At 43.3% G+C, this 14,668-nt stretch carries 11 protein-coding genes; 4 read left to right on the top strand and 7 right to left on the bottom strand.

From position 1 onward, the window contains the following. Nucleotides 1-81: 81 nt before the first annotated feature. Both AACU28_RS12830 and AACU28_RS12835 read right to left on the bottom strand, forming a co-directional pair. Nucleotides 82-597, bottom strand: a complete 516-nt coding sequence (locus AACU28_RS12830) for a regulatory protein ToxS (RefSeq protein WP_004734241.1) — start codon at nt 595-597, stop codon at nt 82-84. Between the two features lies 1 nt (nt 598). Beyond that, on the bottom strand, nt 599-1,510 hold the full coding sequence (locus AACU28_RS12835; RefSeq protein WP_017084093.1) for a transcriptional regulator: 912 nt from the start codon (nt 1,508-1,510) through the stop codon (nt 599-601). A 269-nt stretch (nt 1,511-1,779) separates the two neighbouring features. Between AACU28_RS12835 and htpG the strand changes: the two genes are divergently transcribed. The 3 genes from htpG to hemH all read left to right on the top strand — a co-directional run bounded on the left by htpG (nt 1,780) and on the right by hemH (nt 5,957). After that, the gene (gene htpG, locus AACU28_RS12840) at nt 1,780-3,684 is read left to right on the top strand and encodes a molecular chaperone HtpG (RefSeq protein ID WP_121603031.1); all 1,905 of its coding nucleotides are present in this window, start codon (nt 1,780-1,782) and stop codon (nt 3,682-3,684) included. 388 nt (nt 3,685-4,072) lie between these two features. Further along, a complete protein-coding gene (gene adk, locus AACU28_RS12845) occupies nt 4,073-4,717 on the top strand; it encodes an adenylate kinase (protein ID WP_004734238.1) in 645 nt (214 codons plus the stop codon). Nucleotides 4,718-4,994: 277 nt separating this feature from the next. Further along, complete coding sequence (gene hemH, locus AACU28_RS12850; RefSeq protein ID WP_121603032.1) at nt 4,995-5,957, top strand: ferrochelatase; 963 nt, start codon at nt 4,995-4,997, stop codon at nt 5,955-5,957. A gap of 90 nt (nt 5,958-6,047) precedes the next feature. On the opposite strand, the gene AACU28_RS12855 is transcribed toward hemH, so the two are convergent. Next, complete coding sequence (locus AACU28_RS12855) at nt 6,048-7,433, bottom strand: peptide MFS transporter (RefSeq protein WP_004734236.1); 1,386 nt, start codon at nt 7,431-7,433, stop codon at nt 6,048-6,050. A gap of 502 nt (nt 7,434-7,935) precedes the next feature. On the opposite strand from AACU28_RS12855, the gene rfaH reads away from it, so the two are divergent. Further along, on the top strand, nt 7,936-8,442 hold the full coding sequence (gene rfaH / locus AACU28_RS12860; protein ID WP_004734235.1) for a transcription/translation regulatory transformer protein RfaH: 507 nt from the start codon (nt 7,936-7,938) through the stop codon (nt 8,440-8,442). Nucleotides 8,443-8,529: 87 nt separating this feature from the next. Here the strand turns inward: rfaH and asnB are convergent, their stop codons facing one another. The 4 genes from asnB to nagA all read right to left on the bottom strand — a co-directional run bounded on the left by asnB (nt 8,530) and on the right by nagA (nt 14,459). Next, entirely contained in the window at nt 8,530-10,200 is a 1,671-nt protein-coding gene (asnB, locus tag AACU28_RS12865; RefSeq protein ID WP_121603033.1) for an asparagine synthase B, read from the bottom strand. 234 nt (nt 10,201-10,434) lie between these two features. Next, entirely contained in the window at nt 10,435-12,021 is a 1,587-nt protein-coding gene (locus AACU28_RS12870) for a cation:proton antiporter family protein (RefSeq protein ID WP_121603034.1), read from the bottom strand. 84 nt (nt 12,022-12,105) lie between these two features. After that, nucleotides 12,106-13,320 carry a DNA-binding transcriptional regulator NagC gene (nagC, locus tag AACU28_RS12875; RefSeq protein WP_004734232.1) on the bottom strand — a complete coding sequence of 405 codons (1,215 nt, stop codon included), beginning with the start codon at nt 13,318-13,320 and terminating at the stop codon, nt 12,106-12,108. 2 nt (nt 13,321-13,322) lie between these two features. After that, entirely contained in the window at nt 13,323-14,459 is a 1,137-nt protein-coding gene (nagA, locus tag AACU28_RS12880) for an N-acetylglucosamine-6-phosphate deacetylase (RefSeq protein ID WP_017079464.1), read from the bottom strand. Nucleotides 14,460-14,668 lie beyond the last annotated feature (209 nt).

The following is a 14,668-nucleotide window of genomic DNA, read 5'->3' on the forward strand; positions in this document are numbered from 1 at the left end:
CCTTATCTATTGGTTTACCGTTTAATGGTATTCAGCTATTTTTATACAAAAATAACTGCAGAGTTTTAGTTGGAACCAGTTTTAGTTTGAGAACAAAACGGTAGAACCGTGATTTAAGCTAGTGAGCAGCAGTGCTTTCTGATTAATAATATCAATGCGTCGGCTTTGCTCTGCATCCATCTTAATCACTTGAGTGATAAGCTCGAGTTGCTCTTCCGAAAAGTCTTGGCGCTCAGCCGAAGTTACATCTTTAAACTCCGTTGGCGAAATCAGTAAATAGTTATCGTTAATATCCCACTGACCTGTTTCTGATATGTTGATCACATTCGCAGGTGCAGTTTGAGTGCTGTACAGCCTAACCACTGACATTCTCAGGTACGTACCATTTGGTAGGTATTTCGCATTCGATGATAGTTCAACTCTACGCAGCGGGCCGATTGCATCAGCTTGCTTGTTGTCGCTAATCAGAGTCACCATTTTCGATTGCCACTCATGCTGAGTGAGCAAGCGCTCGACTTTTGCGTCGCTGCCCCAATATAACCAACCACTTAAGAATGCAGATAGAACCAGTAAAATAATCGATACTTTTAATTTCATGTTACTGACCACCGTTACAAATGTCGTTTACATCCGACTGGTTTGCGTAAATTCTTAGGGTTACATTTTCGCTAGAGTAATCTTGCGGGTGAATGTAGTTGAGGGCAAGGTTGTTGGTTTGTCCGCCTGTTGCAATCACCTCAGTCGGTTTCAACATACCAGTGTGATTGGTGTTGTAACGCATTACACACTTCTCTATCGCTGGTAGCCAACTACTGAGGTCAGGGTGATTGATTGGGGTTTGAATCTTTACACCATCCACTTCCGTTAATGTACGGAATTCTGACTCTGCTGGGTTAGTAAACGTTAAAACCAGAATTGGCATGATGAAAGCCGCAAGCAATAACGAAAACGCTAACCACTTATTGGTGCTTTTAACCGGGGTAGCAGTTGGTGTTGTTGCTGGTTCCACTTCAACTTTGGTTTCTTGAAACTTTGTAATTGACTCGGGCTCGACAGCTTCAGTCATTGCTTCTTCGGTCATTGTAGGCGTTGCAAACGTTAAGATAGGTTCTACGTCATTTTCTGCAATTTCAGCCGCTGCTGGCTGATCATTTGATGAAAGTGGTGCAGAGCGTTCAACGGTTGCAATAAATTGGTAACCGCGTTTAGGTACCGTTTTTACGAATTCTGGAGATTTGGTTGAGTCCTTGAGCATCTTTCTCAGGGTCGAAACTGCTTGCGTTAAGCTTGAGTCATCAACCTCAAAGCCTTGATCTCGCCAAACATACTCGTGCAATTCATTACGAGTGATAACTTCATTGGGTCTTTCTGACAGCATCAGGAGAATGCGGCTTTCATTGCTGCCAAGGCGCACGACTTCGCCGTCGCTCATTTGGTCAACAAGTGAATTGCTATTTGGATCGAATACGAACCGCTGTGCGAGAATAAACTTTGTGCCGATATTGCTCATTGAATTCTTCTATTTTGGATGATTTTGAGTGCGAAATAGACAAATCTCAGGTGAAGTTCCGTTAATTCTTCACCAAATCATGGCTTCTTTTATGTTCTTTTATATTTATCAGGCTCAAGGATAATAAAAACAGATCAAAAAAACAGTGTTTTTATGATTTTTGACCTTGAATTTACATTTGTCATCCTCATGTTAATGAACATAAGAGTGGCATCAAGTGTTACGCCCCTATGGTATTCAACATAAAGTATAGATGTTTTGGAGTAAAAATGAGCGAAACAGCAACGCAAAATAAAGAGACTCGTGGCTTTCAATCTGAAGTAAAACAACTACTTCACCTAATGATTCACTCACTGTATTCAAATAAAGAAATCTTCCTACGTGAGCTGATCTCTAACGCATCTGACGCGGCTGATAAGCTTCGTTTCCAAGCCTTGTCAAACGGTGACCTTTACCAAGGTGATGCAGACCTAGGCGTAAAATTATCTTTTAGCGCTGAAACCAATACTTTAACGATTTCTGATAACGGCATCGGCATGAGCCGCGACAACGTTATTGAGCATTTAGGTACGATTGCTAAATCGGGTACTGCAGACTTTTTCTCAAAGCTGCCTGAAGACCAAAGCAAAGACTCTCAATTGATTGGTCAATTTGGTGTTGGTTTCTATTCTGCATTCATCGTTGCAGACGCGGTAACGGTTCGCACACGTGCAGCAGGTCTAGCGAGTAATGAAGCTGTTCAGTGGCACTCTGCAGGGGAAGGTGATTACACCATCGAAGACATCACTAAAGAGTCTCGTGGTACTGATATCATTCTTCATATGCGCGAAGACGGTAAAGAATTCCTAAATGAATGGCGTCTGCGTGAAGTCATTGGTAAATACTCTGATCACATCGGTATCCCTGTTTCTATCTTAACTGCGGTTAAAGATGACGAAGGTAAAGACACCGAAGAGAAACATTGGGAACAGATTAACAAGGCTCAAGCGCTTTGGACTCGTAACAAGTCTGATATCGAGAAAGAAGAGTACCAAGAGTTTTACAAGCACGTATCTCACGACTTTGCTGATCCACTAACGTGGAGCCATAACAAAGTTGAAGGTAAGAACGACTACACAAGCCTACTTTACATCCCAGCTAAAGCACCTTGGGATATGATGAATCGTGACCATAAGAGCGGCCTTAAGCTTTATGTACAGCGAGTATTCATCATGGATGATGCAGAGCAGTTCATGCCATCTTACATGCGTTTCGTTCGCGGCTTGATTGACTCAAACGATCTACCACTGAACGTGTCTCGTGAAATCTTGCAAGATAATAAGGTAACTCAGTCTCTTCGTGGCGCATGTACCAAGCGTGTCCTGACTATGCTTGAGCGCATGGCGAAGAATGACAATGATAAGTATCTAGAGTTTTGGAAAGAGTTTGGCCTTGTACTGAAAGAAGGCCCAGCGGAAGACATGGCGAACAAAGAAAAAATCGCTGGTTTACTTCGTTTCTCGTCAACGGAAGTTGACTCTGCTGACCAAGCTATCAGCCTAGTGTCTTACGTTGAACGTATGAAGGAAGGTCAAGACAAGATTTATTACCTAACAGCAGATAACTACGCTGCCGCTAAGAACAGCCCGCATTTGGAGCAGTTCAAAGCAAAAGGTATCGAAGTGGTTCTAATGTACGATCGTATTGATGAGTACGTAATGAACTACCTGACTGATTTTGATGGTAAGCAGTTCCAATCGATCACCAAAGCGGGCTTAGACCTAAGCAAGTTCGAAGGCGAAGAAGAGAAAGAGAAGCAAAAAGAGGCAGAAGAAGAGTTCAAATCTGTTGTTGAGCGCACTCAATCTTACCTAGGTGATCGTGTTAAAGAGGTTCGCACGACATTCAAGTTAGCAACTACACCTGCTGTTGTTGTTACCGATGATTTCGAGATGGGCACTCAAATGGCTAAACTTCTTGAAGCTGCGGGTCAAGCTGCTCCTGAGGTGAAGTACATCTTTGAGATTAACCCTGAACATGCGTTAGTTAAGCAGATGGCTGATGAAGCGGACGAACAAGCATTCGGCCGTTGGGTTGAGTTACTACTTGGCCAAGCTATGCTGGCTGAAAAAGGCTCAATGGAAGATCCGTCACAATTCTTAGGTGCAATCAACGAGCTACTAACAAAACGTTAGTCTTTCGACTTTGGGCTAAGCCTATAATTATAAATAAAAGCTCGCTAATGCGGGCTTTTTTTATGAACGTCGCTTAAATTCATCGAAATGTAGCTAAAGTCGCTAACAAGACGAACGCAAACGCTGTCGATACATTCTTTAGTCTTAATTTCAGCCAAATTGAATATTAATGTGATAGAATGCTCGACCTAATCAGCTGGTGCTATGAACCTATCGTCTCCAGTTGTATGATTTTTAAACGTTATACCGAAACTTACCGTTTTGCTTCTGTTTACAGTTGTGCTTAGCCTCAGTTGTTACCTAACCTCTCTTGTTTAACCTAAATTAAACCAGAAAGGCGGGATAGTGAGCTTCGGTATAAATCATAATTTTTATAAGAGGATTAAACATGCGCATCATTCTTCTAGGTGCTCCTGGCGCGGGTAAAGGTACTCAAGCTAACTTCATCATGAACAAATTTGGTATCCCTCAAATTTCAACTGGTGACATGCTACGTGCTGCTATCAAAGCGGGTACTGAGCTTGGTAAGCAAGCAAAATCAGTAATCGACGCTGGTCAGCTAGTTTCTGATGAAATTATCCTTGGTCTAATCAAAGAGCGTATCGCTCAAGATGACTGTGAGAAAGGTTTCCTACTAGACGGTTTCCCACGCACAATCCCACAAGCGGATGGCCTAAAAGAAATGGGCATTGCTGTTGATTACGTTGTTGAATTCGACGTAGCTGACGATGTGATTGTTGAGCGTATGGCTGGTCGTCGTGCTCACCTTCCTTCTGGTCGTACATACCACAGTGTGTACAACCCACCTAAAGAAGAAGGTAAAGATGACATCACTGGCGAAGAGCTAGTGGTACGTGATGACGACAAAGAAGAAACAGTTCGTGCACGTCTAGGCGTATACCACGATCAAACGGCTCCGCTTATTTCTTACTACGGTAAGGAAGCAGAAGCAGGTAACACTAAGTACCTTAAATTTGATGGTACTAAGCAAGTTGCTGAAGTTAGTGCAGAACTTGAGAAAGCACTAGCATAATTGGCTAACAGCCAGTTTTAGAATTTGATATATTGGAAGCGACCGTTAAGGTCGCTTTTTTTGTTTCAATTTTTAGTAATATACTTATCTAGATAAACTCGATTGTGCACTGTTTACGCGGTACTGTTTAGATTCGCGAGGCTAACGCTCAAGGTGATGTTGTGATAACCCAGGTTAAGAACGATTATTCTTAAATTTAGTGGCATAACAATGATCTTAAACTTATGCCGATTAGTATATTACGTTCCAGAAAATCACACATTGGTCTCAGGTATCTATGGAAAATAATAAAAAGCAGGGCGTTTTACTGGTGAACTTAGGAACACCAGATTCGGCGACCCCGGCTGGCGTTCGTCGATTTTTGAGTGAATTCTTACACGATAAGCGAGTCGTAAATCTAACGCGTTGGCTTTGGTGTCCTATTTTACATGGGGTGATCTTACCGATTAGAGCACCGAAAGTGGCTAAACTGTATCAGTCTGTTTGGATGGATGAAGGCTCACCATTGCTTGTGTACTCTCAAAGACAAGCCGACAAGCTCCAGAAAAAATTAGAGATGCCCGTAGCGCTGGGTATGACCTATGGCAACCCAAGCCTTAAGACGGGGGGCGAGCAACTGATGGAGCAGGGTGTTGAAGATATTATCGTCCTGCCTTTATATCCTCAGTACTCAGGTACAACCACAGCGGCTGTTTCTGATGGTTTAACCAAAGCCTTTAAGCAGATGCCAGTGATTCCGAGCTATCGCTTTATTCGCGACTACTACGCGCACCCAAGCTATGCAAAAGCATTGGCTGAAAGTGTTCGTAGTCATTGGGATAAAAATGGCAGAGGTGATCATTTAGTGTGTTCTTTCCACGGTATTCCGAAGCGACTCGCTGATGAAGGTGACATCTACCCTCAACATTGTGAAGCGACGACAAAATTACTTGCTGCTGAGTTAGGCTTATCTGCGGGCGATATTACTATGACATACCAGTCTCGATTTGGTCGAGAAGAGTGGTTGAAGCCTTACACTGACGAGACACTTGAATCACTGCCGAGTAAGGGCATCAAGAAGATTGATATCATGGCTCCTGCGTTCTCGGTTGACTGTTTGGAAACGTTGGAAGAGATTTCTGACCAGTGTAAAGAGACGTTCATTAATGCTGGTGGCTCAGACTTTAGCTACATTATGTGTCTCAACGACAGAGACTCACACATCGACATGATGGCTGAACTAGTGGCGCTTCATCGCTAACTGATATGTCGATTGAATAGATAACAAAAGGGCTGCTCATTGAGCAGCCCTTTTTGATCTTGATGTTTCTTCTTGAAATAGATCTAGATATTAAGCGACCGAAGTTTCTGCTTTTGGTTCTGCTTCAAGCGTCATGTTGGTTTCTACACCATGCATCCATGATACAAGCTTGCCAGCACAAAGAAGCAGTAAGACGCCACTTATTGTCGCTGTAATTGCGATACCACCGAAGATAGACATTGCGCCAAGCTCACCAACGTGAGAACCCACAAGGCCAGCTACGTAGTTTGCGACAGCATTGAAACCAAACCATGCCCCCATCATTAACGATGCTAGACGAAGCGGAGCTAACTTAGTGACCAACGACAGGCCAATAGGAGATAGACAAAGCTCACCAAGGGTATGGAAGAAGAAAGCACCGACTAGCCACAGCATTGATGTTTTCACTGTTAGGTCGCCGCCTTGCTCCATTACTGCGCCCATCATGCACACAAAGCCTAGTGCTAAGAAAAACAACGCCATCGCAAATTTCACTGGCGAGTTTGGTTCACGCTTACCAAGCTTGACCCAAAATGCAGCAATGATTGGTGCAAGTGTAATGATGAAGAATGGGTTCAGAGATTGGAACCAAGCTGCAGGAACTTCAAAGCCACCAATCATACGGTCCGTATATTGTTGAGTGTAGATGTTCATCAAACCGCCAGCTTGTTCAAAGCCAGCCCAGAAAACGATTACGAACAGACCCATAACCAGAATAACTTTTAGTCTGTCGAACTCTTCTTTGGTCAGTGGTGTTTTCTCTTTCGATTTGTTCAGCGCTTTCGCTCGTGCAGCTGCAGGTACTGAGCCAATGTTGCCTAACCATGACTGAGCCATCGTCAACTGCATAACTAAGCTAATAACCATACCGATACCAGCGGCTAAGAAGCCAGCTTTCCAGCCGAATGAATCGACTGCAGCACCTGAAATTAAGCCACCCAGTAGCGCGCCTAAGTTGATGCCCATGTAGAAAATGGTGAAAGCGCCGTCACGTCGGTTATCGCCTTCTTGGTATAGGTCGCCAACCATGGTCGAGATGTTTGGTTTAAACATACCGTTACCACTGATAAGCAGTGCTAAACCTAGATAAAGAGCATTTACTTGGTCTAAGCCAATAGCGCCGTTAGGAAGAGCAAGCGTAAATTGGCCTAATGCCATTAATACACCGCCCACTAGGATCGATTTACGTTGTCCTAAGTAGTTATCGGCAAGCCAGCCGCCGATTAATGGCGTGATATAGACTAAACCGGTATAGATACCATAAAGATCGAGGGCATCTTTTGTTGACCAACCAAGGCCACCATTGATAGTGGTATCGGTAAGAAATAAAACAAGGATCGCACGCATTGCATAGTAGGAGAAACGTTCCCATAGCTCTGTGCTAAAAAGTAGAAATAGGCCTCTAGGGTGGCCAAAGATGTTGTGATTGCTTGGCATAAGTTTTACTAATTTTAGGTATTAAAAGATTTTATAGTTCCTTATGTATACAGAGTGGAATAACCATCTGCAATAGGCGTCTTTTATGGTCACGATAACTATTTTTTTATAAGCTCATGAAAATATGGGGTTTTATTGGGAATGTTGCCCAGACAATGCGTGCTGCAAACTAATTTTCCAGTTTTGAGTTGAGCGCATAGTGTTCTTTTTAAAAGAATTATCGAATGCTAACCGTCCAATTGATTGGTTTGTTGGATGGTTTCTGTATTTAAATGGTGTCGCGTTCCTTTTGTGTGTCGCATACATAGCCTTACAATAATGCGTCTTTTTATCTGTAAATGTTCCCTGTACAATGCTTAACCACTTTTTGTCCCTATGGCTTTTTGTTGATAAGTTGGTCTGTTACGCATAATTTATTGCTTATCAGGATTCATTTTATTAACGGTGATTAACGGTTTTAGGCTTGTGGTAATATGTCCCAAAATAGAAAATGGCTAGTAAAATGAAACGTTGGTATTTACTTTACTGTAAGCGTGGTGATCAAAAACGCGCTCAACAGCACCTAGAAAACCAGGGGGTAGAGTGCTTTTATCCTCAAATCGATGTCAAGAAGGTCGTGAGAGGGAAAGAGAAGCAGGTCAAAGAACCGCTATTCCCATCTTACATCTTTGTACGTTTTGACTACGAACAGGGTCCAAGTTTTACTACTGTTCGTTCGACTCGTGGCGTTGTCGACTTTATTAAGTTTGGCGCAAGGCCACATGAAGTCCAAGGCGACTTAGTGTATGAACTGAAAGAGTTTGAGAAGTGTTGCGAAGATGAACCTGAAGAGTGCTGTGTTGAGTTTGAATCAGGGCAAGTGGTCAAGATCAATAGTGGTCAGTTTGCTGGGGTTGAAGCTATTTTCCATCAGAAAGATGGTGAAGCTCGATCTATTATGCTGGTAAAAATGATCAGCAAAGTGGTTCCGATCAGTATTGAGAACGAAGCACTACAAGCTCACGCATAAGTGCAGTAATACAAAGCAAAAAATAGGCTTAAAACAAAAAGGCGCATAATGCGCCTTTTTTAGTCTTTAGGGTTTGTTCAAAACGCGCTAAGCGTTGTAAGCATCGTTGTGAACGGCTTGTACTGCACGGCCTGATGGGTCGACACAGTTTTTGAATGACTCATCCCATTCAATCGCTTTCGCTGATGAACAAGCAACTGAAGGACCACCAGGTACACATTCTGCCGCTGATTCTAGAGGGAATAGCTCCTCAAAAATTTCACGGTAAGCATAACCTTCTTTGGTTGTTGGCGTGTTGTAAGGGAAACGGAACTTCGCAGCTTCCATTTGTTGATCCGTTACTTTTTCTTCAGCCGTTGCTTTTAATGTGTCAATCCAATCGTAGCCAACACCATCAGAGAACTGCTCTTTTTGACGCCATGCAATTGAATCTGGTAGGTAGTCTTCAAAACACTCACGTAGAATGTGTTTCTCCATTTTACCGTTACCACACATCTTATCTTCAGGGTTCAAACGCATTGCTACATCGATGAACTCTTTGTCCAAGAATGGAACACGACCTTCAACACCCCATGCTGCAAGAGATTTGTTGGCGCGAGCACAGTCAAACATGCTTAGAGCAAGAAGTTTACGCACGGTTTCTTCGTGGAACTCTTTTGCGTTTGGCGCTTTATGGAAGTACAGGTAGCCACCAAAGATCTCATCAGCACCTTCACCAGACAGTACCATTTTGATACCCATTGCCTTGATCTTACGAGCAAGCAAGTACATCGGCGTTGAAGCACGAATCGTCGTTACATCGTAAGTTTCAATGTGATAGATAACATCACGGATTGCATCTAAGCCTTCCTGAATGGTGTAAGTCATCTCGTGGTGTACGGTACCAATCTTATCAGCAACTTCACGAGCAGCGATAAGGTCAGGCGCGTTTTCTAGACCTACTGCGAATGAGTGTAGTTGTGGCCACCAAGCTTCTGATTGCTCATCGTCTTCGATACGCATTGCAGCAAAACGTTTAGCTACTGCTGAAGTGATTGAAGAATCAAGACCACCAGATAGAAGTACACCATAAGGTACATCTGTCATTAGTTGACGTTTAACTGCAGCTTCTAGCGCTTCAGTCAGTTCTTCTTTACTTGTGCTGTTACCTTGTACCGCAGCGTATTCATTCCAATCGCGGATGTAGTAGCGTTGAGGCTCTGCATCTTTCGAAGAATAGAAGCTACCAGGAGGGAACTCACTGATCGTCTTGCATACTTCAACGAGTGCTTTCATCTCTGAAGCAATGTAGTAGTTGCCGTGCTCGTCGTAGCCTTGGTAAAGCGGGATGATACCAATATGGTCACGGCCGACTAGGTACTCGTCTTTCTCTTCGTCGTATAAAACGAATGCGAAAATACCGTTAAGTTCTTCTAAAAGGTCCGCGCCCATTTCTTGGTATAACGCTAGGATAACTTCACAGTCAGAATCAGTCTGGAACTGGTACTTATCTTCATAGCGTGCACGAAGTTCTTTGTGGTTATAAATTTCACCGTTCACTGCAAGAATGTGCTTTTTATCTTGGCTGTATAGTGGTTGTGCACCACTGTTAAGACCAACGATAGCCAAACGCTCGTGAGCAAGAATTGCTTTTTCACCAGCATAGATACCAGACCAGTCTGGGCCACGGTGACGAAGCTTTTTAGACATTTCTAAAGCAATAGGGCGAAGTGCTGCGGCATCACTTTTAATGTCGAGAATGCCAAATACTGAACACATAGAACTTCCTTTTAAATAATTTCTAAATCAACTGTATTCAATTTGCCATTCTGGCTAAAAAAAGCAACCGAATGTGAGCAAAAAAATAATATAAAGGGGTTTATGTTAGAAATTATCTAATTTTAAGGTGGTTTTGTTGAGTTGCGTCTAATTGCGGTTGGTTTTTTAAACAAAAACCTCTCAAAAGTGCAAAAGAACAGCAATTTTGAGAGGTTAACTAGACAATGTTTAGGATTAGATCTTATTGATGTTAGGGTTTAATTGCTCACATACGTGTCGAGCAAAACCACTACCAGCTTCACTGTAGATGTTGAATGCTGCATCGACACCATTCTCTTTCAATGTTTCTAGCTGGTCGGAGTATTCAGCAATGGCTGCGATTTGACCTTTAAAATTACGTGATTTTAGCTGTTCTAAGGCTGTTTGATTACCTTGGTGATGAGGCATCGCCAAGATCACTAGCTTCACGTTTGCTGTATCTAAGATACGCTCCCAGAAATCTGGGTCAGTTGCATCGCCAGAAATAACGTTTCTTCCAAGGCTTCTATGGTTATGTGCGGCTTCTTCACGAACTTCGACACCTAAGCTAACCTTGCCATAGCGAGAACGCAATTCATCGTAGGCGCCGGTACCAATGCGGCCCATACCAAGAATAAGCACTTGTGCGCGACCAGGATCAATTCGTTTATCACGTTGGTGAAGCTTTTCAGCAGCGTGCTCTTTGAGCCACTTACCTGACTGTTGATAAAGCTTATGACCCGCTTTGTTTAAAGGAGCAGCGATTAAGAACGACAACGAAACCGCAATTGCCACCGCCACTAATATATCGCCAGACATCCACCCCATCTTAAAGGCAAGACCACCGACGATAAGACCAAATTCACTGTAGTTAAATAATGATAGAGAGGCGAGTAGAGAGGTTCGAACACGGAATTTGAAGCGGTTGAGTACCAAGAAGTAAAGCACGCCTTTCACTGGCAGCAACAGTAAAAATAAGATGGCGAGCATAAAGCCTTGAATGGTAGGTTGCTCGGATAATCCAATATTCAAGAAGAAGCAGACAAGGAAAAGCTCTTTGAGGTTAAACAGCGATTTCGACAGCTCTGAAGCTTTTGGGTGACCGGCTAACAACATACCTAAGATCAGAGCACCTAGATCTGGTTTAACCCCTACAAACTGGAACAAGCCTGCACCGACGACCAATGCGAAGAAAATGCCGAACAGCACCAACATTTCGCCGTGACCAACCCAGTCGAGGACTTTGTAGAACAATGGACGACAGAATGGCAAAGCGAACAGTGCGATGGCATACCACTCTGGAATTTTGCCTGTCGATGCCGTTAAGAAGACCACGGCAAAGATATCCTGCATGACCAGAATACCGATCGCTAATGTTCCATAGGTCGCATTCATTTCCCCTTTCTCTTGCAGAGACTTAACTGCGAATACGGTACTAGAGAATGAAAGGGCAAAACCGAGTAGAACAATCTGTTCTATTGACATGGCTGCCAACGAGGAAATACCTAGGAATTTAAAACCAAACAGGGCGACCGCAAAAAACAGAGTGGATAAAAGGTTGTGGATTGTTGCGCCAGCCCAGATCTCTTTAGAGAGCAGGGTTTTGATATCGAGCTTTAAGCCAATCGTAAATAGAAGCAGGGTGACACCAAGGTCAGCCAAGGTAATGATGGTTTCATTGGTTTCAAAACCCAGAGCAAAGAGCCCAAAACCAGCGACCAAAAAGCCGACCAATGGGGGAAGGTGACACTTTAAAGCAATAAATCCTGCAATAAACGCAGTGGATATTAATATAAGTTCCATAACTTGTAGTAGTAGTTCCCTAGCTTAAAAAAACGGGCCGTGTTTATACAAACACGGCCCGCGGAAAATCAGAGTTGTTTTTCTTTAGTCTTCAAGAAGCTTTTGAAGTAACACACCGTTGAGCATGGCGCGCTTAATCATGGCAAAAGCTCCCATCGTAGGATGTTTATCGATCTGTGATGCTACAATAGGCAGGCCGCTATGGAAAGCCGTTAACGACTGATTCTCTACATTGCGCTTAATTGCAGGGAAAACAATCTCTTGTGCCTTTGTAATATCACCAGCAATGATAACTTTCTGAGGATTAAACAAGTTAATCGTCATTGCGATAGCTTTGCCCAGTTGATTACCTACTCGAACCAAACTTTGCTTAGCCAGTTCGTCGCCATTGATAGCATGGTCACATACATCTTGAATGGTAATGTGTTCAATCTCTGTTAGCGAGGACTCATAACCTTGCTTAATTAGCTTTTGGACACGTTCAACAATGGCAGGGTTTGCCGCTACGGTTTCAAGACAACCGAAATTACCGCATTGGCATTGCTCGCCAAGTGGATCAATTTGGATATGACCAATTTCACCCACGTTGCGGTTATGGCCAAGGAAAACTTGACCATTAACAATAATTCCAGCACCAGTACCACGGTGAACGCTAACCAAAATAGAATCTTGGCTGTCTTTACTTGCACCGAAGTAGTGCTCAGCAAGTGCCATTCCTCGAACGTCATTACCAACAAAACAAGCAACATGGAATGTATCGCGAATAATGTCGCTTAACGCAAGGTTATCGATGTCTGTATTTGGCATGTACTCAACCACACCTGTCGTTGGGTTAACCAAGCCAGGAAGAGTGACACCAATGGCAATCAGTTGGTCGATCTTTGGTTGGTGTTCAGCAATGAAAGCCTTCAAGTTATTGACCAAGCCTTGGGTGAGGTCTGATTGGTCTGAGTAATTCAGGTCTTGCTGTTGGAAAGCCAACTCACGACCGCCAAGGTCATGCAGGCTTATTTGAATGTAGTCTCGGCCTAAGCGCACAGCGACAGAGTGAAAAGGCTCTACTTCTGTGGTTAGGGAGATAGCGCGTCTACCGCCAGTAGACGCTTGCTGCGCAACCTCTTTAATTAGGCCGCGCTCTAAAAGTTGGCGGGTAATTTTTGTAACACTTGCCGGTGCGAGTTGGCTTACATCAGCCACTTGTATACGACTGATAGGCCCTTGTTGGTCTATTAGTCGGTATACCGCCGCACTGTTTAGTTGTTTAACTAAGTCTACGTTACCTATTTGTCCGCCATTCATACTTAATTGTGCTCGTATTGTCCGTTAACAACAGTCGCTTTAACGTTAAAGTCTCGGTCAAATACAGCTAGGTTTGCAACCATGCCTTTTTTGATTCGACCTAGCTTGCTTTCTACACCGATAGCCGTAGCTGGGTATAGCGTAGCCATGCGAAGAGCTTCGTCTAAAGCGATACCGGCGTGCTCAACTGTATTCTGAACTGCTTCAATCATAGTCAGAGCTGAGCCGCCCAGTGTGCCGTTTTCATCAACACACTTACCATCACGGTAATATACTTTCTTACCGACAAAAATAAAGTATTCCATGTCAGCACCTGCAGGAGCTGTGGCATCCGTCACTAATACCAACTTTTCTCCCTTGATTTTATGCGCAATTCTGATGTTTGCGTAATCAACGTGGAAGCCATCGGCAATAATGCCAGCATAAACCTCAGGCGTGTCGTAAATCGCGCCAACAACGCCAGGCTCACGACCAACCATAGGAGTCATTGCATTGAATAGATGAGTGGCAAAAGTGATACCTGATTCGAAACCTTGACGCGCTTCTGCATACGTTGCATTCGTGTGACCAATCGAAACAACCACACCAGCTTTGCGCAGACGCTCAATGTGTTCTGGGTCGTTGAGTTCTGGAGCCAATGTTACTTTTGCAACAAGGTCATTGTTCTCACAGATAAGCTCAATCATTTCGCTGTCTGATTTACGAATGTGATCGACGCTGTGAATGCCTTTTTTCGCAACGTTTAAATACGGACCTTCAAGGTGTAGGCCAAGAGATTGGTTTTGGTATTGGTTGTGATATTCACGAGCTGCGGTAATAACCGCGCGCATGTCTTCGTCAGAAGAAGTGATTAGCGTTGGCAGGAAGCTAGTACAGCCAGATTTAAGGTTTGCTTTGTGCATGATCTGCATTGTGTCTGCAGTGATCTCATCGTTAAGCATTACACCGCCACAACCATTCAATTGTAGGTCAATGAAGCCTGGGCTTAGGTTTGCTCCGTTTAGGTCGCGAACTTCGATTCCTTCTGGTAATTCAGAGATAGGACAGACTTTTTTGATCAGTTCGTTTTCGATTACAACAGCATGATCGGTTAGAACATCACTACCAGTGTAAATTTTACAGTTACTTAGCGCGTACATAGTCAGCTAATCCTTATTTCGTGAGATCTTTAAAATTTGTTCGTTACCTAAATGTGGACTTAGTTTGCGAGCATCATTTACGTAACGATTTATCTTTTATGGGCAAACGGCTTCAAGATGGGAAGCGATTTAAGTTGTTGAAAAATATATGAACAATTAATTATAGATATACATTTAGGTTCACTTTTAATGATTGTTTATTGGACAGT

The sequence above is a fragment of the Vibrio sp. SBT000027 genome, from assembly GCF_963894355.1.
Lineage (GTDB): Bacteria > Pseudomonadota > Gammaproteobacteria > Enterobacterales > Vibrionaceae > Vibrio > Vibrio splendidus.

Bases quoted from the DNA above. Each gene is read 5' to 3' on its own strand.
- AACU28_RS12830 (WP_004734241.1), bottom strand. From the start codon at position 597: ATGAAATTAAAAGTATCGATTATTTTACTGGTTCTATCTGCATTCTTA.
- nagC (WP_004734232.1), bottom strand. From the start codon at position 13,320: ATGAATGGCGGACAAATAGGTAACGTAGACTTAGTTAAACAACTAAAC.
- adk (WP_004734238.1), top strand. From the start codon at position 4,073: ATGCGCATCATTCTTCTAGGTGCTCCTGGCGCGGGTAAAGGTACTCAA.
- AACU28_RS12855 (WP_004734236.1), bottom strand. From the start codon at position 7,433: ATGCCAAGCAATCACAACATCTTTGGCCACCCTAGAGGCCTATTTCTA.
- rfaH (WP_004734235.1), top strand. From the start codon at position 7,936: ATGAAACGTTGGTATTTACTTTACTGTAAGCGTGGTGATCAAAAACGC.
- AACU28_RS12835 (WP_017084093.1), bottom strand. From the start codon at position 1,510: ATGAGCAATATCGGCACAAAGTTTATTCTCGCACAGCGGTTCGTATTC.
- hemH (WP_121603032.1), top strand. From the start codon at position 4,995: ATGGAAAATAATAAAAAGCAGGGCGTTTTACTGGTGAACTTAGGAACA.
- nagA (WP_017079464.1), bottom strand. From the start codon at position 14,459: ATGTACGCGCTAAGTAACTGTAAAATTTACACTGGTAGTGATGTTCTA.
- htpG (WP_121603031.1), top strand. From the start codon at position 1,780: ATGAGCGAAACAGCAACGCAAAATAAAGAGACTCGTGGCTTTCAATCT.
- asnB (WP_121603033.1), bottom strand. From the start codon at position 10,200: ATGTGTTCAGTATTTGGCATTCTCGACATTAAAAGTGATGCCGCAGCA.
- AACU28_RS12870 (WP_121603034.1), bottom strand. From the start codon at position 12,021: ATGGAACTTATATTAATATCCACTGCGTTTATTGCAGGATTTATTGCT.